Here is a 23,375-nt window from a genome sequence, read left to right on the forward strand (position 1 = left end):
GCTATCACGCGGGGGTAAACAAACTGGCCGGGCGGCCGGATTCAGGGAAAGAGGCGCAATGCGGCGCGAGACGACCAATGCCATCCGCACCCTGCTGGAAGAGGTGCTTCCCCCGTTCGTGCGCGATTCCGCGGCGATGCGCTGGCTTTTCCGGCGTCATTGGGGGCGTCTCGTCGATGATCTTGAGGATTTTCGCGCGCGCATTCCGTTCGTCACTCCCGAAGAATATCGCGATGTCTACGCGCGCCTGCCCCGTGTGCAAAGCGAGACCGACAACAGCAGGGCCTGCATAGATCTGATCGCGCGCGACATGCTGGGCGAAACCGCGCTGGATGTGGGGTGCGGCACCGGCTATCTGCTGCATGTCCTGGCGGGACGCAGGCCGGAAATGAAGCTGACGGGCGTCGATTTCATCATCGATTCCGAAACCCGCAAGCGCGCCGAGGGCATCAGCTTCCACGAGGCGAACATCGAGCGGCTGCCGTTCCCCGACAAATCGTTCGACACGGTCATCTGCACCCATGTGCTGGAGCATATTCTGGATTTCCGGGGTGCGCTGGCCGAACTTCGCCGGGTTGCGGCGAAGCGCCTCATCATCGTGGTGCCGCAGGAGCGCGAATATCGCTTCACCTTCAACCCGCACCTGCACTTCTTCCCCTATCCGCACAGCTTCCTGCGCTATGCGACGCCTGTTCCAGCGCGCCATGTGATCAAGAGCGTGGGCCGCGACATCTATTATCACGAGGATATGGGCTGACGTTGCCGGGCGACCCCGCCATGGCGGGCGGATGCTACAGGTGCCCACCATCGGCTGTGTCTGCCCTGTACCAACCGCGCCGGGGAGGTGAGCCCCTACGCTCTCTAGCGAACCAATACAGAACAAGTGTGTGAACAGCTTTGACTCCGCGCCGTTTCGGAGCCAGCTATTCATTTATGTTCAAGAATGTTGATTTCCGTTGAGAGTTGACCCGGGAGGGGCATAAATTTCCACTGAGAAGTGACCCATGTTCTGACCTTCCCCCTGGCTGATGCGTCGGGGGACATTGGAGTGATCGACATGGCGTTACTGAGCGTAATCCGGCGCTGGCATTTTCGTGAGGGGATGCCGATCCGGGAGATTGAGCGACGGACCGGACTGTCGCGCAACACGATCCGCAAGTACCTTCGGGCGGGCACGGTTGAGCCCAGGTTCAAGGTTCCCGAACGGCCAAGCAAGCTGGACCCGTTCGCAGGGAAGCTGGCGGGTTGGCTGCGGATCGAGGCTGGTCGCTCGCGCAAGCAGCGGCGCACGGTCAAGCAGCTGCACGCCGATCTCGTCGCCCTGGGCTTCGATGGCTCCTACGGACGTGTTGCGGCCTTTGCGCGCAGTTGGAAGGCCGACCGCCAGCGTGATGCCCAGACCAGCGGGCGCGGGACCTTCGTGCCGCTGGTGTTTCAGCCTGGCGAAGCGTTCCAGTTCGACTGGAGCGAGGATTGGGCGATCATTGCCGGCAAGCAGACCAAGCTACAGGTGGCGCACACCAAGCTGTCGCACAGCCGGGCGTTCATCGTCAGGGCCTATCTGCTCCAGACCCACGAGATGCTGTTCGATGCGCTGACGCAGGCGTTCCGGGTGCTGGGCGGTGTGCCGCAGCGCGGGATCTTTGATAACATGAAGACCGCGGTTGATCGGATCGGCAGTGGCAAGGCACGGCAGGTCAACGCCCGGTTCGCGGCGCTGGCCAGCCATTACCTGTTCGAGCCCGAGTTCTGTAACCCGGCCTCGGGGTGGGAGAAGGGGCAGGTCGAGAAGAACGTCCAGGATGCCCGTCGCCGGCTGTGGCAGCCGATACCCAGCTTTGCGGATATCGATGCGCTCAATGCCTGGCTCGAGGAGCAATGCATCGCCCAGTGGAGCCATATCCCCCACGGCGCGCTACCCGGCAGCATCGCCGATATGCATGCCGCGGAGGTCGCCAGCCTGATGCCGCTGGGGCGGCCCTTCGACGGCTTCGTCGAGCATACCAAGCGGGTATCGCCGACCTGCCTCGTAAACTTCGAGCGCAACCGGTACTCAGTGCCGGCCTCCTTCGCCAACCGCCCGGTGAGTCTGCGAGTTTATCCGGACCGTATCGTCATCGCCGCCGAGGGGCGGATCCTGTGCGAGCATGGGCGGATCATCGCCCGCTCACATCATCTGCCGGGACGGATCGTCTATGACTGGCGGCACTATCTGGCGGTGATCCAGCGTAAGCCCGGTGCTTTGCGCAACGGCGCGCCGTTTACCGAGATGCCCGATGCGTTCCGCCAGTTGCAGGGGCATCTTCTCAAGCGCCCGGGCGGCGATAGGGAGATGGTCGAGATACTCTCGCTTGTGCTGCACCACGACGAACAGGCGGTGTTGGGCGCCGTCGAGCTGGCGCTGGAGGGCGGTGTTCCGACCAAGATCCACGTGCTCAACATCCTGCATCGGCTGACCGATGGCAAGGCGCCGCCAGCATCACCGATCGATGCGCCGCAAGCCCTGCGCCTTGCCCAGGAACCGCTCGCCGACGTCGGCCGCTATGATAACCTGCGGGAGCTGCGCCGTGCGTCATGATCCCGCCAGCGCTGCCGTCGAGGTCATGCTGCGCGGTCTCAAGATGTACGGCATGGCCCAGGCAGTGAGCGATCTCATCGCCCAGGGCGCCCCGGCCTTCGATGACGCCGTGCCGATCCTCTCCCAGCTGCTCAAGGCCGAGATGGCGGAACGCGAAGTGCGATCCATCGCCTATCAGATCAAGGCGGCCCGGTTCCCGGCCTACAAGGACCTCGCCGGGTTCGACTTTGCTTCCAGCGAGGTCAATGAAGCCCTGGTCCGCCAGCTCCATCGCGGCGAGTTCATCGACGGCGCCGATAATGTCGTGCTGATCGGCGGCCCCGGCACGGGCAAGACCCACATGGCCACCGCGCTCGGTATCCAGGCCGTGGAACACCACCGCAGGAAGGCCCGGTTCTTCTCCACCGTCGACCTGGTCAACATGCTCGAACAGGAAAAGGCCATGAACAAGGCTGGCCAGCTTGCCGAGCGCCTGCTGCGCCTCGACCTCGTCATCCTCGATGAGCTTGGATACCTGCCGTTCAGCCCGTCAGGCGGCGCCCTGCTGTTCCACTTGCTCTCCAAGCTCTACGAGCAGACCAGCGTGATCATCACCACCAACCTCAGCTTCAGCGAATGGGCTGGCGTGTTCGGCGATGCCAAGATGACCACCGCGCTGCTCGACCGGCTCACCCACCACTGCCACATCCTGGAAACCGGCAACGACAGCTTCCGGTTCAGGGCGAGTTCTGCCGCACCCAAAACCAGAAAGGAAAAATCACCAGCTTGACCCACATCCCGCAACGCGGGAGACACACATCCACCAGGGTCACTTCTCGATGAAAATCCCGGGTCAACTCTCAACGGAAATCAACAACCGCCGATCTCGACGCTCAATCTCGCCCACATGATTCCGCTGTCGGCGGTGTGGGCGGGGCCGGAGCGGGACGAGCATTTCGGGCAACCCCCCTTGCTTTATGGCAGGACCGAAGGCTCGACCCCGTTCCGGTTTTCCCTTCATGTCGGCGATGTCGGTCACACGCTCGTCGTCGGACCGACGGGCGCCGGCAAATCCGTGCTCCTGGCGCTGATGGCGCTCCAGTTCCGGCGCTATCCCAACTCACAGGTTTTCGCCTTCGACTTCGGGGGAAGCATCCGAGCCGCGGCGCTCGCGATGGGCGGTGACTGGCACGATCTCGGCGGCGGTTTGACCGAGGGCGTGGCCGACAGCGTGTCGCTGCAACCGCTCTCCGGCATCCACCACGTGCCGGAACGCGCGTGGGCGGCGGATTGGATCGTCGCCATCCTGCAGCGCGAGGGCGTGACGATCGAGCCGGAGGTGAAGGAATACATCTGGACTGCGCTGACCTCGCTGGCGAGCGCGCCCGTCGGCGAACGCACGCTCACCGGACTGGCCGTCCTCCTTCAATCGAACGATCTCAAACAGGCGCTCCGGCCCTATTGCGTCGGCGGCGCCTGTGGCCGGCTGCTCGACGCCGAGAACGAGCATCTTGGCGAAGCCTCTGTGCAGGCGTTCGAGACCGAGGGCCTGATTGGCACCGGCGCCGCACCGGCCGTGCTCGCCTATCTCTTCCACCGCATCGAGGACCGCCTTGACGGCAGCCCCACGCTGCTCATCGTCGATGAAGGCTGGCTGGCGCTCGACGACGAGGATTTCGCTGGTCAGCTCCGCGAGTGGCTGAAGACACTGCGCAAGAAGAACGCCTCCGTCGTCTTCGCCACCCAATCGCTTTCCGACATCGACAGCTCGGCGATCGCGCCCGCCATTGTCGAAAGCTGCCAGACCCGGCTGCTGCTGCCGAACGAGCGCGCGATCGAGCCGCAGATCACCGCGATCTACCGTCGCTTCGGACTCAACGACCGCCAGATCGAGATCCTCGCCCGCGCGATGCCGAAGCGCGACTACTACTGCCAATCCCGGCGGGGCAACCGGCTCTTCGAGCTCGGTCTGTCCGAGGTGGCGCTGGCGCTGTGCGCCGCTTCCTCGAAGACCGATCAAGCCGCCATCGAACGCGTCATCGCCGAACATGGACGCGAGGGCTTTCTGCCGGCCTGGCTGCGGCTGCGTGGCGTCGCCTGGGCCGCCGACCTCATCCCCAACCTTAACAACCTGGAGACACAGCCATGATCTTCCGTCGCTCACGCGCGGCGCTTCTTGCCGCGTCGATCCTTTCCATTCCCGTGGCGATGTCGCCCGTGATGGTCCAGCCGGCGTCCGCGCAATGGATCGTCTACGATCCAACGAACTACGTGCAGAATGTGCTCTCAGCGGCTCGCGCGCTGGAGCAGATCAACAACCAGATCAGCTCGCTTCAGAACGAAGCGACGATGCTGATCAACCAGGCGCGCAACCTCGCAAGCCTGCCTTACTCCTCGCTTCAACGCCTGCAGCAGTCCGTGCAGCGGACGCAACAGCTCCTCGGCCAGACGCAGCGCATCGCCTACGACGTCCAGCAAATCGACCAGGCGTTCACATCGACTTACGGCAATGCGTCGATGTCGGCGTCCGACCAGCAGCTCGTCGCGCAAGCGCGCGAGCGCTGGCAGAACACGGTCGGCGGCTTGCAGGACGCCATGCGGGTGCAGGCCGGCGTCGTCGGCAACATCGATACCAACCGCGCCGAGATGTCGGCGCTCATCGGCCAAAGCCAGGGCGCGACCGGCGCCTTGCAGGCGGCGCAGGCCGGCAATCAGCTCCTCGCGCTCCAGGCCCAGCAGCTCGCCGATCTCACGGCCGTCGTCGCTGCGAACGGACGGGCCCAGGCGCTGACCGAAGCCGAGCGCGCGGCGGCTGCCGAGCAGGGTCGCGAGCAGCGCCGCCGCTTCCTGACCCCCGGCAGCGGCTATCAGCCCGGCAACGCCCGCATGTTCCCGAATGGCAACTAAGGCCCCTCGCGAGGATCAGGTCATGGACGGCAAGCTCCTGGCGCGCCTCGGCGCCGTCGTCTTCGTCGCCGTCGCCATCACCGCGACGGCGATCGAGATGACCCGGAACGAGGAACAACCGCACGGCCAAGCGTCACGGCCAAGCGAAGACGCGCCGACGGATCCTCTGCGCGAGGCGCAGCGGCGGTGCCAACTGCTTGGCGAGGCCGCCGCGCGCGATGCCGAATGCCTGCGCACCTGGGCCGAAACCCGCGACCGATTCCTCGGCATTACGCCCGCACCAGCGCGGACATCGCCGCAGCATGACGACGGGCGGTGATCCATGGGCGGCACCGGCGTCATCGACCAATTCCTGGAGGTCTTCACCCGCTATATCGATAGCGGCTTTGGCCTGCTCGGCGGCGAGGTGGCGTTCATCGCCACGACGCTGATCGTCATCGACGTGACCTTGGCCGCACTGTTTTGGAGTTGGGGCGCCGACGACGACATCATGGCGCGCCTGGTCAAGAAGACGCTGTTCGTCGGCGTCTTCGCCTACATCATCGGCAACTGGAATAGCCTCGCGCGCATCGTGTTCGAGAGCTTCGCGGGGCTGGGCCTGAAAGCGTCAGGCACCGGATTCACCGTCGAAGATCTCATGCGCCCCGGCCGCGTTGCGCAGACTGGCCTCGATGCCGGCCGACCGCTGCTCGATTCGATCTCCAACCTGATGGGCTGGATCGCCTTCTTCGAGAACTTCATCCAGATCGCCTGCCTGCTGTTCGCCTGGGCCCTGGTGCTGCTTGCCTTCTTCATTCTCGCCATCCAGCTCTTCGTCACTCTGATCGAGTTCAAACTGACGACGCTTGCCGGCTTCGTGCTGATCCCCTTCGGCCTGTTCGGCAAATCCGCGTTCATGGCCGAACGCGTCCTCGGCAACGTCATCTCGAGCGGCATCAAGGTGCTGGTCCTCGCCGTCATCATCGGCATCGGCTCAACCTTGTTCTCCCAGTTCACCGCCGGTTTCGCTGGCCAGACGCCGACGATCGACCAGGCCATGGCGATCGTGCTCGCCGCGCTGTCACTGCTCGGACTCGGCATCTTCGGTCCTGGCATCGCCAACGGCCTCGTCTCCGGCGGTCCGCAGCTGGGCGCGGGCGCCGCGGTCGGAACCGGACTCGCGGCGGGCGGGGCTCTGGTCGCGGCCGGCGCGGCGGGCGGAATGGCCCTGCGCGGCGGCGGCGCCGCTCTTTCCGGAACCGCTGCGGCCGCGCGCGGTGGCGCGGCGATGGCAGGTGGCGCTTCGACGGCCTACAGCCTCGGCGCCGCTGGCCAGTCGGGCGCGTCTGCCGTCGGGTCTGGACTCAGTGGCGTTGCTCGCGCCGCTGGCGCGGCCGCCACGTCACCCCTGCGTCGCGCGGCCTCCCAGGCAGCAGACAGCATGAAGTCGAGCTTCTCCGAGGGCGCCAAATCCGCGTTCGCGGCCACCGGCGGCACGTCGACCATGGGCACGATCGGTGGAAGCGCGGCCGAGGCTGCGTCACCCGTTGCGGCTGACGGACCGCCGGCCTGGGCCCAGCGCATGAAGCGCTCACAAGCCCTGAGCCACGGTGTGACGGCCGCCGCCCACGCCGTTCGCAGCGGCGACAGCCATGGCGGCGGCTCCTCCATCAACCTCTCCCAAGGCGATCGCTGATGTTCAAAAGACCTTCTACTCACTACGGCAAAGCACCAGAACCCGAGACGCCATATCAGCGCGCCGCTCAGGTCTGGGACGAGCGTATCGGCGCCGCGCGCGTCCAGGCGAAGAATTGGCGGCTCATGGCCTTCGGTTCTTTGGTCCTGTCCGCCAGCTTTGCGGCGGCGCTGGTCTGGCAATCGGCCCGCGGCACGATCGTGCCATGGGTTGTGCAGGTCGACCGGCTCGGCCAGGCGCAGGCGGTGGCGCCAGCGGTCGCCGACTATCGTCCGACCGATCCCCAGATCGCCTTTCATCTCGCACGCTTCATCGAGCAGGTGCGCTCGATTCCGTCCGACGCCATCATCGTTCGGCAGAACTGGCTGCGCGCCTACGATTTCACGACGGATCGCGGCGCCATGGCGCTCAACGACTACGCGCGATCGAACGACCCCTTCACCAAGGTCGGCCGGCAGCAGGTCGCCGTCGACGTCTCCAGCGTCATCCGGGCTTCGCCCAACAGCTTCCGCGTCGCATGGGCCGAACGCCGGTACGAGAATGGCCAGCTCGCCGAGACGACCCGCTGGACCGCCATCCTCACCATCGTCGTGCAGGTGCCCCGCAACGCCGACCGGCTGCGCGCCAACCCGCTCGGAATCTACGTCAACGCCATCAACTGGTCACGGGAGCTTGGGCAATGAAACCGTCTTTCCGTAAAGCCGGCGACCCGGCTTTCCGCACTTCCACACTTGCGATTTTGCTCTGCACGTCGGCGCTCGCCGGCTGCGCCACGGCGAACAGGCCGCCGGAGATCTCCTACGACAACGCCGTCCCTGCGGCGCTAAGCGCTGATCCTCCGGCGCCCGTGCGCGTGGTCGAAATCCCGAGGCCGCTCCCACTGCCCGGGCAACTGCAGCCCGTTGAATCGACGCGCCGACCGCCGGAGCCGGCCGAGCCCACAGCGCGCGTCAACCAGGCCAATGCCGCCGCGCGCGTTCAGCCCGTCCGCGACGGCTTCATCAACGCCATGCAGGTTTATCCCTATACGGGCGGCGCGCTCTATCAGGTTTACACCGCCGTCGGCCAGATCACCGACATCGCCCTCCAGCCGGGCGAACAATTGGTCGGCTCCGGCCCGGTCGCCGCTGGCGACACCGTGCGGTGGATCATCGGCGACACGGTGAGCGGTTCGGGCGCCACCCAACAAGTCCACATCCTGGTCAAGCCGACCCGCGCCGACTTGATGACGAATCTCATCATCAACACCAATCTGCGCACCTATCACATGGAGCTGCGCTCGACCGAACGCACCTATATGGCTTCGGTGTCCTGGCAGTATCCGCAGGATCAGCTCATCGCGCTGCGCCGCCAGAACGCGCAGGCCGAGGCCAGCAGTCCCGTCGCCACCGGCGTCGACCTCGCCAACATCAATTTCCGCTATGCCATCGAAGGCGATCGTGCGCCGTGGCGGCCACTGCGCGCCTACGATGATGGACGCCAGGTCTTCATCGAGTTTCCGCGTGGCATCGGTCAGGGCGAGATGCCGCCGCTGTTTGTGGTCGGTCCGGAGGGCAACACCTCCGAGCTCGTGAACTACCGCGTCCGTGCCAACTACATGATCGTCGACCGGCTGTTCGCGGCCGCGGAGCTGCGTTTCGGCGCTGGCGACCGCCAGAAGCGCGTCCGGATCGTCCGCACCGATGGGAGGCCGGCGTCGTGAGCGAGCCAGAACCCCGGAAAGAAGAAGACGAGGCGCCGCTGACCGGGTCGGCGGACGACGCGGCCGCCCCGATGCGGCTGCGTGCGGAAGCGCCGCGTGTCACACGGCTCTCGCGAAAGGTGCTCGCCGGCATCGGACTCGTGGCGAGCGTCGGAATCGGCGCCGCGTTGATCTATGCGCTCCAGACCGGCGACGCGGGGAGGCCGGCGGACGAACTTTACTCGACCGATAATCGGTCGACCGCCGATGGCCTGGCCGGATTGCCGCGCGATTACAGCGGTGTTCCCCAATTGGGTCCGCCGCTTCCGGGCGACCTCGGGCGACCCATTCTGGGCGCGCAAAATCGTGGCCAGCCATTGCCAAACCAGCCCGGCCTCAGCGCGGAGGAGCAACGCCGGCTGCAGGAAATAGAGACCGCCCGCGTCAGTAGGCTGTTCAGCGGCGCCGAGAACAGGTCCATGGCCTCGACGGGCCCCGGCGCCGCGACGATCGCGCCGCCGCCCACTCCGGACCTCACCGGCCTCGGCCTCGCGCCGCCACCCGCCACCCCATCGGCCCAGGATCGACAGCTCGCATTTCTCAATGCGGCGGCCGATCGGCGCACCGTCGCACCCGATCGCGTCGCCGCACCGGCGTCGCCTTACATCCTTCAGGCAGGCGCCGTGATCGCGGCGGCGCTCATCACCGGCATCCGCTCCGACCTACCCGGCCAGATCACCGCGCAGGTGACGGAGAACATCTATGACAGCCCAACGGGACGTATCCTCCTGGTGCCGCAAGGCACGCGGATCATTGGCCAGTATGACAACAATGTTCAGTTCGGCCAAAGCCGCGTCCTCTTGGTCTGGAATCGTCTGATCTTCCCGAACGGACGCTCGATCGTTCTCGAGCGTCAGCCCGGCGCCGATGCCGAGGGCTATGCCGGCCTTCAGGATGGCGTCGACTATCACTGGTGGGAGCTGGCCAAGGCAGCGGGGCTTTCCACGCTGCTGAGCGTCGGCGCCGAACTCGCCGCCAACGACGATGACCGCTTGATTCAGGCCATCCGCAACGGCGGGCAGGACACTATCAACGATGCCGGCCAGCAGATCGTGCGCCGTCAGCTTAACGTCGCGCCGACGCTGACGATCCGGCCGGGCTTTCCCGTGCGCGTGATTGTCACCCGGGATTTGGTGCTCGAACCTTACGGAGGCTAGCCGATGGCCAAGCTGAAGCTCGGGCCGCTCGAAGACGACAAGCCGGTGAAGATCTCGGTGGAACTGCCCGCCGCCCTTCACCGCGATCTCATCGCATATGCAGAAATCCTTGGCCGAGAAAGCGGGCAAGCCGTCGAGCCCGCTAAGCTGATCGCACCAATGATTGAGCGTTTTATGGCGACGGATCGGGGATTCGCGAAGATGCGCCACGCGGCCCGTTCCCGTTCGCAACCGGCGGGAAGCGCTCCTCCAAGAGGCGAATGAAGTTCCGGAGCGCTGGGTTGTCGTTGCCGTCTCGCCAATAGGCGCGATACCCGATCCGGGTCGAGCCGTTGCCGTCGCGCGCCTCGCGGTAGACGACGCCGGTATAGCTGGCTCCCATGCACGCCTCACACATAAGGCTGACGCCGCGGTTGGCCCCAACCAGGCTCTTGATGTTTTCCGGGCTCACATCGTGCCGGACGACGTCGGGCAGATCGCCAGGGGAACTGAGCTTGGCAACGAGGATGTCTTGGATCTCCGGTCCCGGATCGCGCTCGCTCAGCAAGAAGCGCTCATGCTTTAAGTCTGTCCAATAGATGACTTCGTTCGCTGCGAGCGGATGATCCTCGGGCAAAGCGACGATGATGCGCTCGCTCCAGAGCACCATCGAGCGATTGCAATCTGAAGCCGGCTCCCCGGTGACGATGGCAATGTCGATCATGCTATTCTGTATTCCGTCGAACAATCGCGTTCGCGATCCTTCGATAGTTTTGATCTCAACCTGGGGAAAGCGACGGCCGTACTCGACAAGACTTGCCCTGAGATTGCCGGCTGAGAGGGACGTGTAGAAGCCGATCGTCAAATACCCGGCCTCGCCGCGTCCGACGGCCTTGGCTCCGTCGACGACAATCTGCAAATCATTGAGAACCCGGCGAACGCCGTTCACAAAGTCCCGGCCTGCCGCCGTCGGCCTGACGCCGCCATTCGTTCGTTCGAACAACGCTACGCCGAGTTGCTCCTCCAGATGTCGGATTCGTCGGCTGAGATTAGACTGCTTGAGGGCGAGCAGATCTGCCGCCTTGCGAAAACTGCCACAGCGTTCCGCCGCCTCAGCGTATCGCAGATGTTTAATCTCGATCGACACGAGAGCGCTCGTCTCGCTGCGCGGAAACAGCGCTGTCGAAGAACGCACCGCGTTCCGCATACATCGGAAGCGCTCGGTAGACGTCGTCTACGCATTTCATCATCTCTGTGACGCTCCTCACGCAGTTCAATATTCGCCCCGATACCTACCGGACTTGGAGACTACCGTAGCCGCTCATCTATGGCGGCTTGGGACTTCGCTCTCAAAAGCAAACATAGTATCTCCAAGTCATTCAGAAGGTGCTCGGGATCGCGATCGACTGCGGTCCTAAGAGCGTCCTTCAGCCAGTCGCTCATGCCAGGATGGGCGAGCACCCACGCGATCTGCTTTTCGGCCTCGAGGAGAGGCTCAACGGGCGATTGCGAAGCGGCCATTCTGCTCTCCCTTCGTTCCCTTGGTCACGGGTTGCACTCCCCGCATTGCCCCGGGTCCGCTGTCGCCGCCTTCACCGCGCGCTCTTCCCGGTAACCGCAACCCTCACAGCTATAGACATCAGCTTTCAGCGCGAGCGTTGGGCCTCCGCACCATGAGCATGGCAGGCCGGATAGCCGTTTGGTGATGGCAAATCCGGGTCGAGCGCAGATCGGGCACGGGCTCCGAAACCGGCGGACAAGGTCCAGCGTCGCGCGTTTGATGGTGCGCATTCGGGTGGGGTTGCGATGGGCGCGCATATCGGTCTCAACGAAGGCGGCGCCGCAGATCGTGATCACCTCCTCAATCGCCCTTTGCAGTTCGGCCCAAGCGTCAATGTCCTTGATCAGCGCGCGCCTGGGCGCCGGCTGCTGATCGACGCAGCCCATGACGATCACCCCATGTCCGGGAAATCGCGCGCGTTCGGCGAACGCACTGGCGCCGGCCAGGTCCGTAACGACCGCGTGGCCAAAATTCGTCGACAGGCCCGCATAATGACCGATCAATTCGAGACCGCTGACGCGATCCCTCATTACGACGAGCTCGCGGCCGAGCGGGACGAAGGGAATTTGGGGATGAGGCCCGAAGCTGCCTTCGCTGGCCAGCGCGACGTTGACATCGGGCGCGGCCGCGAATGCTGCGGCGATCTTAGCCCGCGCCGCATCGAGTTGCGAACCGGTTCGTTCGACGTCACGACTGAAGGTGCCAAAGCGGTCGGTGTCGACATTCGTCGTCGCGGCGACCCGCAATCCCAGTGCCCGCTCCAGGAGGGGTGCGATTACCCGCTCCTTGCCGTGCATCGTCGCGAGGACGGCGTCCGTGCGCTCGTAGGGTCGTGGCGCGCTGGTCATCGCTAGAAATACCCCTCGCGCTTCTTCTGCTCGAGCGAGCCGCCATCCTCGCCGTCGCTGATCCGGCCCTGACGTTCGGAGCCCGAGGCCGCCAAGGTTTCCTGGACGACGGAGGGGAGGTCGGTCGCCTCGGACGCGATCGCCGCGGTGACCGGCCAACAGCCTAGCGTTCGGAAGCGCACGGCCCTTGTTTCGACGGTCTCCCCTGTCCGGAGGGGCATGCGGGATTCTTCGTCGATGACGATCAAACCCCCGCCCCGCTCAACCACCGGCCTCGGAGCCGCGAAGTAGAGCGGGGCGAGCGCGATGTCGTGGGCAAGCGCGTAGGTCCAGACGTCGGTTTCGGTCCAGTTCGACAGCGGGAACACCCGCGCCGACTGGTCTTTGCCAAGACGGGCATTATAGAGGCTCCAGAGCTCGGGGCGCTGTTGGCGCGGATCCCAAGCGTGGCCAGCAGAGCGGACCGAGAAGATCCGCTCCTTCGCCCGCGACTTCTCCTCGTCGCGGCGGGCGCCGCCGAAGACGATGTCATAGCCGCCTTGGTCGAGCGCGTCCTTGAGCGGTTCGGTCCGCATCGCCAGCGTGTAGCGGTCGCCATGGTCGAAGGGATTGAGGCCGGCCGCTCGCCCCTCCTCATTGGCATGGACGATGAGCTCGAACCCATGCTCGCGCGCAAACGCGTCGCGGAAGTCGAGGAGCGACCGGAACTCCCAGGTGGAGTCGATATGGAGCAGCGGGAACGGCGGGCGGCCCGGAAAGAAGGCGCGCAGCGCGAGATGCGCCAGCACCGTCGAGTCCTTGCCCGCCGAGAACAGCATCACCGGCTTGCGTCCTTCGGCGACCGCTTCTCGTAGGATATGGATCGCTTCGGATTCCAGTCGCGCGAGATGGGAGAGCCGGGCGGTCACGTCGCGGCCTCCCATCGCAAATCGCCGGCATAGCGGCGGATTGTCCACCCCTCGTCCCCGAGACGGAACAGGTGGACCCAGCCGTTGTCGATAAGTTGCCGGACGCTGGCGTGCGCATCGATGACACGGTTCAGCGCGTCCTCGGGCGCCTCGATGAAGACGGTGAGCCGCAGCGGCTCGTGGACGAAGCGTGTCCCGTCATGCACCGACTGCCAAGGCAGCCCGACCTTCAGATCGCCGGTATTGCCTTCGAGGACGCCGAGCTGGCCGACGACGTTGTGGAGCAGCTTGTTGCCGCTGCCAAAGGCGCGGTTGTTCACGGTCGAGGCGTAATATTGCAGGTTAATCCAGCTCGCGACGACCATGGGGGCAGTCATGATGAGTTCGAGCACGCTGAACCCGGCGTCCTTCTGCCAGTCGTAATCGTGCAGGAAGGCGCGGCCGGCGAGGTCGAGCCCGCGCGTGCGCTCGCGCGGCGCGGCGATGAAGGCGGCATTTCCTGCCAGGCCCCATTCGGGACGCACCTGCGCCCAGTCGCGGCTGCGCGCCCTTACCGCGCGATCGACATCCTCGCTCTTGCCGATGCCGAGCAGCTGTGCCCGCTCATCGCGGGCGAGCGAGGAGGCCTTGGCGAGCGCTTCGCGCAGCCGCGCGAGATCGCCGGCATGCGACGCCGGCAGCCGATCGGCATCGAAGATGCGCACCTCGTCGGTCGTGGTGTCGTGCAGGCAGCCGATGAACCAGCTGTCCTTCGGGATGTCGATGCCCTTGGCGGCCAGCCCCACCCGGACGCCGGGATCGTTGAGGATGGCGGCGGCGATCCGCGCGTTCGCCTCGCCCGTGTGCCCGCCACACGCTCCGCAATCCAGCCCCGAAGCATGGGGATTGTTGACGGTCGTGCTGCCGTGTCCCGTCAGCAGGACCAGCCGCGCGAAGTCTTGGGTCATCGACATCGCCCGCAGCACCGCCTCGGCCATGGCGACGCGCTGCCCGTCGTCGAAGCCGGTGACCCGACCGCCCACCGCGCCCGGTTCGAGCCGCGGTCCGATGCGGCCGATCACACCCTTGTCGAGGCCATCGGTATTGGGGTCGCTGACCGTCCGCGTCAGGCGCGCGCTGTCACCGACGAGCTTGGCGGCAAACAACAACCCCACCGTCTCGACATAGGTGAACGACGACACCGCCGAGAGCTTGAACGCCTTCCACGCCTTCGCCGCGCGGCGGCGCAGCAGGCGGAGGTTCATGATCTCCGCCTCCTCGGCTTCCGACGCATTGGCGACTGCCTCGCACACCACGAAGGCGGGCTTCAACAGCACCGGGCACTGCGCCCCACCGGTCTCGCGGCCGATCGGCACATATTCGATCGGGAAGCCGAAGAAGCCAGCGAACCCGATCGTCTCGGCGTCGGGGCAGACGGTCTCGAGCGCGCGTCGATAGACTTCGGAGCGAACGTCGATGCAGAATGCCGCCTGGAACGCCTTACGCGTGGCGGCGGGCTTTGACACGGGCGCCTCGAAATGCTGCGACAGCCGCGCGAGCAGCCGACGCCGGTAGGCCGCTTCATAGGCTTCGTGCAGGATGAGATCGAGCGCGAGCTCTGGATCGTCGCCGAGCCGCTCGTCTTTGGGCAGTGTCGCTGCGTCGGCCATCGCCTTTGCCCAGGCCGCCGTGAACGCGGTGTCGGGGCGTTCGAGGAACAGCGCGTAGCCCCAGACGACGCGGATCGCGAGCAACTCCACCAGCGTATCGTCGTCGCGCCCGTAAAGTGCATTGTCCCAGACGAGATAGCGTGCATAGGCCGCCCAGCCGCCGATATCGATCAGCGCCCGGTGCAGATAATCCTCGATGGCGCGATCAGGGATGCCCAGCGCCAGGACGACCGCCGCGATCGCCTCGCGTGGGTCCTTGGGCATGGCGGCGACGGCCTTGCGGAAGCCCCGGATGCCCATCGTCTCCGGGTTGCGGTCGAACCGCATCGCGGCACGCCACGCGGTATAGGCCGGGAGCGCGCGCGACGGCAGCTTCCAGGCGGCTTGTCCTTCGTCGAAATAGGCGGCGCACCATTTCGAGATCTCGTCGACCATGAACGCGGTGCGCGAGGCCTGACGGTCGCCGGCCGCCAAGCCGTCCAGGACCTCGGCGACGGTCGCGACGACCGGGCCCGGCCGACTGGTCCAGACGGGATCGCGCGCTGCGGCTAAGCGGAGCGAGGCGGCGTCGTGCGCGAAGGCCGGATGGCCGGACGTAGCAGCAGCCATGGCTGCCTCCAGGTCGTGCTCCTCGATGGTCCCCGCCGCCAGCGCCTGGCGGTAGAAGGCGCGCGGCATCAGCATATCGACTCCGGCAACCCGGCGAAGCGTAGCGCAGGTCGCAGCGAAGCTCTGGTCACTGAAGCCGAGGAATGGGTTCACCGCGACGAAATGCTTGAGCGGCCAGAGCGGCGCGATCTTGTCGCACGCTTGGGCGATGGCCGCCTCGATCGAGGCTGTCTTCGCGCCTGGTCTTTCGCAGGTTACAGCGATGGGGCTTCGCGGACCGGTCTCGGAGGCGATGGCGATACTCATGGGCGGACCCCGCCGGCGGACGTAGTGGAGGGGGATCGTGCGCCGTAACCAGGTGGCGGGCTGGGCCAGAAGTGCAGCACAAGCCGGTTCGCGAGCGTGTTGACGTAGAGACCGTTGGCGAGGTGGACGTAGAACGCCTGCCAGCGCGGCGCGGCGGCTCGGCCCGGCAGCAGGCTCTGGAAAACGGTCACCGTGCCGAAGGCAAGCACAACCAGAGCGACGATGGCGAGGTCGAAGGGGCCGCGTAGCGCCTGAACCGGCGGCAGCGAGCCGGCCAGTAGATGCTCGGTCGCGAACTGGAGCCAGAAATAGGCGAGCCCAACTACAACTGCGAGCGCCACCGTGCGGCCGATGACATAGACGCTCGGCCGTTCATCGAGCGCTTGCGTGACCAGATGAGCGAGGCCGAGCATCACCACCGCGCCGAGCGCGAAGACGCCGGGTTGCTGCGTTATCGTAGCGCCGAACAACGTGCCGATCGCGAGCGTCACCGCCAGCACGAGGCCAACGACCATCGCCATCCGCGCCCTGTGCGGCCGCCCGCTAGGGCTCGGTGACCACGACGCCCGCGCCAGATCAATGACGCTGCCCGACGATAGGAAGGCGTGCGCCTTGTAGAGTGAGTGGGCGACGATGTGCAGCAGCGCGGCGGAGAAGGCGCCGAGCCCGCATTGCAGCATCATGAAACCCATCTGCGCGATCGTCGAATAGGCCAACGAGACTTTGACGCTGGTCTGTGTGAGCATTACCGTCGAGCCGAACAAGGCCGTGAAGCCGCCGACGATGACGAGGACCTCCAGCGAGGGCGACGACAGCGAGATCACGCCGGCGAAGCGCAGCACCAGGAAGCCGCCGGCATTGATTACGCCGGCGTGAAGCAACGCCGACACCGGCGTCGGCGTCTCCATCACCTCGGTCAGCCAGCCATGCAGCGGAAACTGCGCCGATTTGAGCAGCGCGGCGATGACCAGCAACACCGCGACGGCGTGGATTGTGCCCGGAACGACTCCGGCGACGCGCATCGCCTCGGCGCCGGCGAACAGGACCGCATAATCGAGGCTGTCGAACGTCTGGTGGAGCAACACCATCGCGGCGACCAGACAGACATCGCCGACACGGCTGGCGATGAACTTCTTACGTGCCGCGAGCACGGCCGCCTGTCGTTCGGGATAGAAGAGCAGGAGCTTGTTGAGACCAACGCTCGTCGCGATCCAGGCGAGCGCGAACTGGAACAAATTGCCTGAGACGATCAGCAGCAGCACTGCCGCGAGCGTCAGGCACAGCCACTGGGTGAAACGGTCCTGGCCGGGATCGCCGTCGAGATAGTTTCGGCTGTAGACGACCACGATCAGGCCAACGAAGGCGACGAGCGCGAACATGATCGCGCTCAGCGCATCGACATAGAAGCCGAGCCCCACGCCCTCGATCCCGACGGTGACCGTTGCGAACGGACCGTGCAGTGCGACGGCAACGCCCGCGGCGACAGCCACGGCCAGTGCAAACGCCGCCACGAGGGCTGCGCTCGTCCCGGCCTGTCGGCGAGGCAGCTTGGCGGCACCAGCCACCAGGCCGGACGCTACGAGTGCGAGGGGCCCGAGAGCAAGGCACCAGGGCAGCGCTGAGGTCATGGTCGTCTCCGGCGAGAAGCGACCCCTTACCTAGCGCCCATCCACCCTTCTTGATAATATAAAGATTGTGGGAATTCGTTCGCTTCCATAAAACTATGCCGATGGCCAGCCTCAATTACCACCATCTACGATACTTCTGGGCGATCGCCCACGAGGGCAGCCTGACGCGCGCCGCCGAACGCCTCAACCTGTCTCAGTCGGCGCTCTCGGTGCAGTTGGGAAAGCTCGAGCAGCAGCTCGGGCATCCGCTGTTCGAGCGAACAGGCAAGCGCCTCGTGCTCACAGAGGCGGGCCGCATCGCGCTCGACTACTCCGACACCGTGTTCCAGGCCGGCGATGAACTCGTCAGCACTATGCAAGGACGACCGCTCGATCGGCGACAGGCGTTCCGGGTCGGGGCGTTGACGACCCTGTCGCGCAACTTCCAGCTGGAGTTCCTCCGTCCCCTGGTCGGCCGCGCGGATGTCGAGCTGATTGTCCGCTCGGGTACGATGTATGATCTACTCGCCCAACTTAAGGCGCACACGGTCGACGTCGTGCTCGCCAACAGCGCGCCGCAGCAGGACGCACAGTCTTCGTTTCGGAGCCAACTGCTCGCTCAGCAGCCGGTCGGCCTGGTCCGCCGGCCCGGCGCGGCGGCGTCACCGTTCCGCTTTCCGGAAGACCTGGCCTCCGAACCAATCCTCCTGCCAAGTTTGGACAGCGAGATTCGCCTGGCGTTTGACCGGATCCTTGAGCGTGCCGGAGTGCGCCCGGTCATCCTGGCCGAGGTCGACGACATGGCTATGTTGCGCCTGCTCGCCCGCGACAGCCAGGGTCTCACGCTGGTGCCCCCGATCGTAGTCCGCGACGAATTGGCCTCCGGCGCCCTCGTCGAGGTCTGTCGAATCCCGACGCTCAGCGAGAGCTTCTACGCGATCACGCAGAAGCGGCGGTTCCCGAACCCACTGCTCGCCGAACTTATGGCACGAGCTGCGAGGCAGGAGCAGTCGTAATCGAGCCGACCGACCGAGTCGATCAGGGCAATCTTGCAAGCGGTTGCCACTCCCAGTAGTAGGCAGGTTCGAGAGCCTGACCCCCGCTGAAAGTTGATCGGCGCGTTTTCCATTCCGCCGAGTCGCGGTGTGTGCAGGGGGATTTCTAGAAGGCGTGTGTGTCTGTTTCGCTGCAACATCGTTACATGTGCATGGCGGCATTAATTCGTTGCTGGGCAATGGGCGCAGTCGCGTGTTTCGATTGGATCTGGCCCGAGCTTCGCGTTCATTTGGGAACTAGGATAGTTCCGCGCTCACGCGGGTAAACGATGGCCACCCACCTAAAAAAAGACAAGTAGAAGAAGCGCAATGGTCCGAATGGATGCAGTTCTTACGCGATTGCTCACGCTCCATCCCAAGCGGATCGATCTCTCCCTCGACCGCATGTGGCGCATTCTCGACCGGCTTGGGCATCCCGAGCGACGCTTGCCGCCGGTGATCCACGTCGCTGGCACCAATGGCAAGGGTTCGACCGTCGCCTTTCTCCGCGCGATCGTGGAAGCGGCCGGGCGCGCCGTGCACGTCTACACCTCGCCCCACCTCGTGCGCTTCAACGAGCGCATCCGTCTTGCGCGACCGGGCGGCGGCGCGCTGGTCGAGGACGACGAGCTTGCGGATGCATTTGCGACCTGCGAGCGGTTGAATGCCGGAGATCCAATCACGTTCTTCGAGATCACCACCGCTGCAGCCTTCCTGCTGTTCGCGCGCCATCCCGCCGATGTGCTGCTGCTCGAGGTCGGCCTGGGTGGCCGGCTCGACGCTACCAACGTGATCGAACGCTTGCTTGCGAGCGTGATCACTCCAATCTCGCTCGACCATCAGGACTTCCTCGGCAACACCATCGAGCTGATCGCGGCGGAGAAGGCGGGTATCCTCAAGCCCAATGTGCTGGCGGTAACCGCGCCGCAGTCGCGAGAGGCGCTCACGGTGATCGAACGGCAGGCCGCGCGCATGCGCGCGCCGCTTCGGATTGCTGGCAAGCACTGGGTCGTGACGCCCGAGCGCGGTCGCATGGCCTATCGGGACGAGCACGGGCTCATCGACCTCCCGGCGCCTTGTCTGTCTGGCCGTCACCAGTTCGACAACGCGGGTACCGCAATCGCCACCTTGCGCAGCATCCCTGCACTGCAGATTCCGCACGCGGCCTTCAAGCAAGGCGTCGCCAAGGTCGAATGGCCAGCGCGCATGCAGCGTCTCGCTCACGGCCGGCTGGTGGAACTGGCGCCGCAAGGCAGCGAGCTGTGGCTCGACGGCGGCCACAATCCAGACTGCGGCCGTGCGGTCGTCGGCGCGCTTGCCGATCTTGAGAAGCGCGGTCCGCGGCCGCTCATACTCATCGTCGGCATGCTCGCGAGCAAGGATTGCGAAGGCTTTCTCATGAACTTCGCCGTGCTCGTCTGCCGTGTCATCGCGGTGCCGATCCAGCAAGACACGGCTCTGCCGTCCGAGGAGATCGCACAAGTTGCCCGCTGCGTCGGCATCCCGGCCGAGACCCGCGACAGTGTCGGGGACGCGCTTGCCACCATCTCCGCGCTTGGCCTCGATCCAGCCCCCCGAATTCTCATTACCGGCTCGCTCTATCTCGCCGGGGAGGTGCTTGCCGCGAACGGCACCCTGCCGATCTGATCTGATACGCGTGGTCGCAATGGCATACCTTAGCTACACCCATAAAAAGTTGCTGCTTTTCGCGTAAAGAGCGACTTGGTCACATTGCTTGTCGAGGACACAGCAATGAACTTCAGATTAATAACAAGAAAGCGGACGGCAAAGATCAAAAAATATGATTCCGTCCCGGCTTGTTTAGAAATGCTAAACTCAAGCGAAAGGAATCAGGATCAAACCAGTGCCCGTATCACTCCGTAGATGCTGGTGATCGTGAGCACGACGCCTACCAGGATGAGCAGCGGCCTGGCCGGGACCCGCTTCGCCACCAAAGCGCCAAGGGGCGCAGCGGCGATACCCCCGATAAGCAGCCCGACCGTGGCGGTGGTGAAGGCTCCTAGGCCGAGGGTGGCGATGAAAGTGGCGGAGATGGTCACTGCCAAGAAGAACTCGGCGGTGTTCACGGTACCGACGACTTTTCGCGGGCTCCCGCCCTGTGCCAACAGGTTGCTGGTCACCACTGCCCCCCAGCCGCCGCCTGCTGCATCCAGGAAGCCCCCGACAAGCCCAAGCGGCGCGACAAACTTAGGCCTCTTTTCCACAGAAGGAACTTTGATGCCGCGCCAAAGCAGATATAGGCCGATGGCAGTCAAGTAGGCGAGTACGATCGGTCGCGCCGCTTCGGCGCTGATCCTAGTCAATACGTAGGCGCCCAAGATGCCACCAGCCACGCCGGGAATCACGAGCCGCCCGAAGAGTCGCCAATCCACATTGCGATGGGCAATGTGGCTGATACCGGAGGCTGCGGTGGTGAAGCTTTCGGCCGCATGGACGCCCGCCGAGGCTGCCGCCGGGGGGACACCCATGCTTATCAGCAGCGTGTTCGAGATAACGCCGAACGCCATGCCAAGCGCGCCGTCCACCAGTTGCGCCGCAAAGCCGATGGCGATGAAGGGCAGCAGTGCCTCAAGTGGGAAAGCGGAAAGGTCCACGCGGCTATTCCCTCCTCAAGGTCGAGCTATGGACGCCGTTCTTGTGGTTTGATGGCCATATGTCAGTGAATCGCTATAAGCCAAACATCTCAGACGAACGGGTCTCATCGGTTGAGGGACGGCTCCTCCACCGCCTTGGTTCTCGTGCCTGGCGCCTTCCATGCGCCGTGCCCGGACCTTGGTGCCTGTGCATCATGGTGCTGATTTAGTTAGCGTCGCTGGCCCATGAACTGAAGGAGGAAGGTGAACATGTTGACGAAGTCGAGGTAGAGCGACAGCGCGCCCATTATAACGGTCTTGCCCATCATGTCCGTCCCCGCAACCTGCGCGTACAGGCTCTTGATCCGCTGCGTGTCGTAGGCGGTAAGGCCTGCGAACAGCAGCACGCCGATGAAGCTGATCACCAGGCTCATGGTCCCCGACTGGAGAAACAGGTTGATGATCATCGCCACCAGCAAGCCGACCACGCCCATGATCAGGAAGGTGCCTAAGGCCGACAGGTCACGCTTGGTCGTATAGCCGTAAAGGCTGAGACCCCCGAACGCCGCCGCGGTCGCGAAGAAGGTGGTCGCGATCGAGGTTCCCGTAAACACCAGAAAGATCGACGCCATCGACAGACCCATCACCGTCGCGAACGCCCAGAACAGCAATTGGGCCGTCCCGGTCGAAAGACGAGTGATGCCGAAGCTGAGCACCAGAACGAACGCCAGTGGCGCAAACATGATGGCATATTTGAGGATCCCCGGCCCGCCGAGCACGGCAGCCGCGTAGCCGCTGTTGGCGAACAACAGCGCCACGATGCCCGTCAGCAGCACCCCGGAGGCCATGTAATTGTACACGGACAGCATGTAGGACCGTAGGCCCACATCGATCGTCGTGTCTTCACGGCCGATCCGGGTCGATTCCGGCACTGCTATTATCCGTGGATCAAATCCGTTTGCCACTTTCATTCTCCATTTTCCGAAGAGTCACCTGCCCGTCAGCGAGGAATATCAGGTGGCTTCGGACTGCTTTCAATCTGCCTTCACCCGCAACCAGTGTGGTGGGCCTCATGCTGATTGAGCGACGTTGCCTCAGGCTCGAGATTGAGTCCATTCGAAAGGATACCCTGAACGTGATAGGTATTGGCTATCGCTATGGAGTCTTCCCATGCCAACGTTGCGCCAGCTGGAATATCTCGTTGCCGTGGCTGACCTTCAGAATTTCGGCCGCGCGGCGGATGTATGCCACGTCTCGCAACCGACGCTCAGCCAGCAGCTGCGCGCGCTGGAGGATCGGCTCGGAGTCGCCCTGATCGAACGAAGAACCTCGGGGGCGGAGTTGACCCCGATCGGACGCGAGATAACTGCACGGGCCCGACGTTTGGTGATCGAGGTGCAGGATATTCGCGACCTAGCGCGGCGGGCCGGCGAGCATCTCGTGGGGACACTCCGCTTCGGAGTGACGCCCACCTTGGGGCCCTATTTGATGCCCCCGATCGTCGCTGCGCTCCACCGCGAGCAGCCTGATCTCAGGCTTCATATCAGGGAGGGCATTCCGGAAGAGCAGGCGCTCGTGCTTTCGCGAGGCGCGCTTGACATGCTGCTCGGACCGCTGCCGATCGAGGGTGGCGACCTTGAAGTCCAGCCCTTGTTTCGCGAGCGATTGTTTCTCGTCGCACCTCCCGACCATCCGCTCGCCATGCGCCCCAAACTTTGCGTCGAGGATCTGAAAGGCGCGCAGGTTCTCAGCCTCGGTAGGTCCCACCATCTGCATCGCCAAGTGGCCGAAATCTGCGCCGAACTCGGCATGGAACTGCTGCGTGACTATGAGGGCACAAGCCTCGATAGCGTTCATCAGATGGCCAGCTCAGGGGTGGGGCTTGCGGTCCTCCCAGAGCTTTACATCGGCTCGGATGTCGGAGGCCGTACGGGCATCGAAGTGCTTAAGCCTCAGGGATGGAAATTCACACGCAGCATCGCCGCGGCGTGGCGATCCGGCGCTGCTTACCGGGACGCGTATCGGACGATTGCTGACCGGATTCAGGCTGAAGCCCGCGCTTTGATCGGGTGAAATGCCTGCCCACCGCATTGAGTGGCGATAGCCTGCTGCTATTGCTCCATGCGAGAAGTCGGATTGGCCGCCAATCGCGGGTAAGCCTAGATTGGTTCTCGCGGACCGGGCCCCTCTGGCGGCTGTTCCCCCTGACAGTCGCGATGTCGGACCGCTTCGGGCTAGCTCGA

At 64.7% G+C, this 23,375-nt stretch carries 20 protein-coding genes and 1 pseudogene; 14 read left to right on the top strand and 7 right to left on the bottom strand.

The features are described from left to right. The first annotated feature begins 58 nt into the window (after positions 1-58). From BSL82_RS14600 to BSL82_RS14650, 11 genes and pseudogenes are all read left to right on the top strand, one after another. Positions 59-757, top strand: coding sequence for a class I SAM-dependent methyltransferase (locus BSL82_RS14600; RefSeq protein ID WP_072598054.1), 699 nt, complete (start codon positions 59-61; stop codon positions 755-757). 300 nt (positions 758-1,057) lie between these two features. Further along, positions 1,058-2,578 carry an IS21 family transposase gene (gene istA / locus BSL82_RS14605; protein WP_072598586.1) on the top strand — a complete coding sequence of 507 codons (1,521 nt, stop codon included), beginning with the start codon at positions 1,058-1,060 and terminating at the stop codon, positions 2,576-2,578. Then, the gene (istB, locus tag BSL82_RS14610) at positions 2,568-3,347 is read left to right on the top strand and encodes an IS21-like element helper ATPase IstB (protein ID WP_072596180.1); all 780 of its coding nucleotides are present in this window, start codon (positions 2,568-2,570) and stop codon (positions 3,345-3,347) included. Before istA ends, istB begins: the two co-directional genes overlap by 11 nt. A gap of 81 nt (positions 3,348-3,428) precedes the next feature. After that, positions 3,429-4,706, top strand: a pseudogene (locus BSL82_RS14615) (TraG/VirB4 family ATPase); the annotation flags it as partial. After that, positions 4,703-5,464: a P-type conjugative transfer protein TrbJ gene (gene trbJ / locus BSL82_RS14620; RefSeq protein ID WP_024924694.1), complete on the top strand. Its 762-nt coding sequence runs from the start codon at positions 4,703-4,705 to the stop codon at positions 5,462-5,464. The pseudogene BSL82_RS14615 and the gene trbJ, both read left to right, overlap by 4 nt. Positions 5,465-5,486: 22 nt before the next feature. Further along, positions 5,487-5,783, top strand: coding sequence for a putative entry exclusion protein TrbK-alt (gene trbK-alt, locus BSL82_RS14625; protein ID WP_024924693.1), 297 nt, complete (start codon positions 5,487-5,489; stop codon positions 5,781-5,783). 3 nt (positions 5,784-5,786) lie between these two features. Beyond that, positions 5,787-7,139, top strand: a complete 1,353-nt coding sequence (trbL, locus tag BSL82_RS14630) for a P-type conjugative transfer protein TrbL (protein ID WP_024924692.1) — start codon at positions 5,787-5,789, stop codon at positions 7,137-7,139. After that, complete coding sequence (trbF, locus tag BSL82_RS14635; protein WP_024924691.1) at positions 7,139-7,822, top strand: conjugal transfer protein TrbF; 684 nt, start codon at positions 7,139-7,141, stop codon at positions 7,820-7,822. Before trbL ends, trbF begins: the two co-directional genes overlap by 1 nt. Further along, a complete protein-coding gene (gene trbG / locus BSL82_RS14640; protein ID WP_046193819.1) occupies positions 7,819-8,841 on the top strand; it encodes a P-type conjugative transfer protein TrbG in 1,023 nt (340 codons plus the stop codon). Before trbF ends, trbG begins: the two co-directional genes overlap by 4 nt. A 71-nt stretch (positions 8,842-8,912) precedes the next feature. Next, on the top strand, positions 8,913-10,037 hold the full coding sequence (locus tag BSL82_RS14645) for a TraB/TrbI/VirB10 family type IV secretion system protein (protein WP_200894509.1): 1,125 nt from the start codon (positions 8,913-8,915) through the stop codon (positions 10,035-10,037). Positions 10,038-10,040: 3 nt separating this feature from the next. Next, entirely contained in the window at positions 10,041-10,301 is a 261-nt protein-coding gene (locus tag BSL82_RS14650) for a DUF2274 domain-containing protein (protein ID WP_072598055.1), read from the top strand. Here the strand turns inward: BSL82_RS14650 and BSL82_RS14655 are convergent. The 5 genes from BSL82_RS14655 to BSL82_RS14680 all read right to left on the bottom strand — a co-directional run bounded on the left by BSL82_RS14655 (position 10,210) and on the right by BSL82_RS14680 (position 17,525). Beyond that, entirely contained in the window at positions 10,210-11,211 is a 1,002-nt protein-coding gene (locus tag BSL82_RS14655; protein ID WP_226998483.1) for a LysR family transcriptional regulator, read from the bottom strand. The two genes, BSL82_RS14650 and BSL82_RS14655, sit on opposite strands and share 92 nt — an antisense overlap. Before the next feature lie 350 nt (positions 11,212-11,561). Further along, positions 11,562-12,425 (bottom strand): DUF6671 family protein, encoded by an 864-nt coding sequence (locus BSL82_RS14665; protein WP_046193822.1) that lies wholly within the window; start codon positions 12,423-12,425, stop codon positions 11,562-11,564. Between the two features lie 2 nt (positions 12,426-12,427). Then, a complete protein-coding gene (gene cysD, locus BSL82_RS14670; protein ID WP_072598815.1) occupies positions 12,428-13,333 on the bottom strand; it encodes a sulfate adenylyltransferase subunit CysD in 906 nt (301 codons plus the stop codon). After that, complete coding sequence (locus BSL82_RS14675; protein ID WP_072598056.1) at positions 13,330-15,897, bottom strand: YbcC family protein; 2,568 nt, start codon at positions 15,895-15,897, stop codon at positions 13,330-13,332. The genes cysD and BSL82_RS14675 overlap by 4 nt, the downstream gene beginning before the upstream one ends. Further along, positions 15,894-17,525: an NADH-quinone oxidoreductase subunit L gene (locus tag BSL82_RS14680; RefSeq protein WP_072598057.1), complete on the bottom strand. Its 1,632-nt coding sequence runs from the start codon at positions 17,523-17,525 to the stop codon at positions 15,894-15,896. Before BSL82_RS14680 ends, BSL82_RS14675 begins: the two co-directional genes overlap by 4 nt. Positions 17,526-17,626: 101 nt before the next feature. Between BSL82_RS14680 and BSL82_RS14685 the strand changes: the two genes are divergently transcribed. Both BSL82_RS14685 and BSL82_RS14690 read left to right on the top strand, forming a co-directional pair. Beyond that, entirely contained in the window at positions 17,627-18,520 is an 894-nt protein-coding gene (locus BSL82_RS14685) for a LysR family transcriptional regulator (protein ID WP_046193824.1), read from the top strand. A 357-nt stretch (positions 18,521-18,877) separates the two neighbouring features. After that, complete coding sequence (locus tag BSL82_RS14690; protein ID WP_257786805.1) at positions 18,878-20,185, top strand: bifunctional folylpolyglutamate synthase/dihydrofolate synthase; 1,308 nt, start codon at positions 18,878-18,880, stop codon at positions 20,183-20,185. Between the two features lie 209 nt (positions 20,186-20,394). Here BSL82_RS14690 and BSL82_RS14695 read toward each other — a convergent pair whose 3' ends face one another. Both BSL82_RS14695 and BSL82_RS14700 read right to left on the bottom strand, forming a co-directional pair. Continuing rightward, the gene (locus BSL82_RS14695) at positions 20,395-21,153 is read right to left on the bottom strand and encodes a sulfite exporter TauE/SafE family protein (protein WP_072598059.1); all 759 of its coding nucleotides are present in this window, start codon (positions 21,151-21,153) and stop codon (positions 20,395-20,397) included. A 209-nt stretch (positions 21,154-21,362) separates the two neighbouring features. After that, complete coding sequence (locus BSL82_RS14700; RefSeq protein WP_046193883.1) at positions 21,363-22,097, bottom strand: Bax inhibitor-1/YccA family protein; 735 nt, start codon at positions 22,095-22,097, stop codon at positions 21,363-21,365. 205 nt (positions 22,098-22,302) lie between these two features. On the opposite strand from BSL82_RS14700, the gene BSL82_RS14705 reads away from it, so the two are divergent. After that, the gene (locus BSL82_RS14705) at positions 22,303-23,205 is read left to right on the top strand and encodes a hydrogen peroxide-inducible genes activator (RefSeq protein WP_046193827.1); all 903 of its coding nucleotides are present in this window, start codon (positions 22,303-22,305) and stop codon (positions 23,203-23,205) included. Positions 23,206-23,375: the final 170 nt, after the last annotated feature.

It is taken from the genome of Tardibacter chloracetimidivorans (genome assembly GCF_001890385.1).
GTDB classification, from domain to species: Bacteria; Pseudomonadota; Alphaproteobacteria; order Sphingomonadales; family Sphingomonadaceae; genus Tardibacter; species Tardibacter chloracetimidivorans.

Excerpts from the sequence above, each read along its gene's own strand:
- BSL82_RS14600 (WP_072598054.1), top strand. The coding sequence starts at position 59 with ATGCGGCGCGAGACGACCAATGCCATCCGCACCCTGCTGGAAGAGGTG.
- istA (WP_072598586.1), top strand. The coding sequence starts at position 1,058 with ATGGCGTTACTGAGCGTAATCCGGCGCTGGCATTTTCGTGAGGGGATG.
- trbJ (WP_024924694.1), top strand. The coding sequence starts at position 4,703 with ATGATCTTCCGTCGCTCACGCGCGGCGCTTCTTGCCGCGTCGATCCTT.
- trbK-alt (WP_024924693.1), top strand. The coding sequence starts at position 5,487 with ATGGACGGCAAGCTCCTGGCGCGCCTCGGCGCCGTCGTCTTCGTCGCC.
- trbL (WP_024924692.1), top strand. The coding sequence starts at position 5,787 with ATGGGCGGCACCGGCGTCATCGACCAATTCCTGGAGGTCTTCACCCGC.
- trbF (WP_024924691.1), top strand. The coding sequence starts at position 7,139 with ATGTTCAAAAGACCTTCTACTCACTACGGCAAAGCACCAGAACCCGAG.
- trbG (WP_046193819.1), top strand. The coding sequence starts at position 7,819 with ATGAAACCGTCTTTCCGTAAAGCCGGCGACCCGGCTTTCCGCACTTCC.
- BSL82_RS14645 (WP_200894509.1), top strand. The coding sequence starts at position 8,913 with ATGCGGCTGCGTGCGGAAGCGCCGCGTGTCACACGGCTCTCGCGAAAG.
- BSL82_RS14650 (WP_072598055.1), top strand. The coding sequence starts at position 10,041 with ATGGCCAAGCTGAAGCTCGGGCCGCTCGAAGACGACAAGCCGGTGAAG.
- BSL82_RS14665 (WP_046193822.1), bottom strand. The coding sequence starts at position 12,425 with ATGACCAGCGCGCCACGACCCTACGAGCGCACGGACGCCGTCCTCGCG.
- BSL82_RS14675 (WP_072598056.1), bottom strand. The coding sequence starts at position 15,897 with ATGAGTATCGCCATCGCCTCCGAGACCGGTCCGCGAAGCCCCATCGCT.
- BSL82_RS14680 (WP_072598057.1), bottom strand. The coding sequence starts at position 17,525 with ATGACCTCAGCGCTGCCCTGGTGCCTTGCTCTCGGGCCCCTCGCACTC.
- BSL82_RS14685 (WP_046193824.1), top strand. The coding sequence starts at position 17,627 with ATGGCCAGCCTCAATTACCACCATCTACGATACTTCTGGGCGATCGCC.
- BSL82_RS14690 (WP_257786805.1), top strand. The coding sequence starts at position 18,878 with ATGGATGCAGTTCTTACGCGATTGCTCACGCTCCATCCCAAGCGGATC.
- BSL82_RS14705 (WP_046193827.1), top strand. The coding sequence starts at position 22,303 with ATGCCAACGTTGCGCCAGCTGGAATATCTCGTTGCCGTGGCTGACCTT.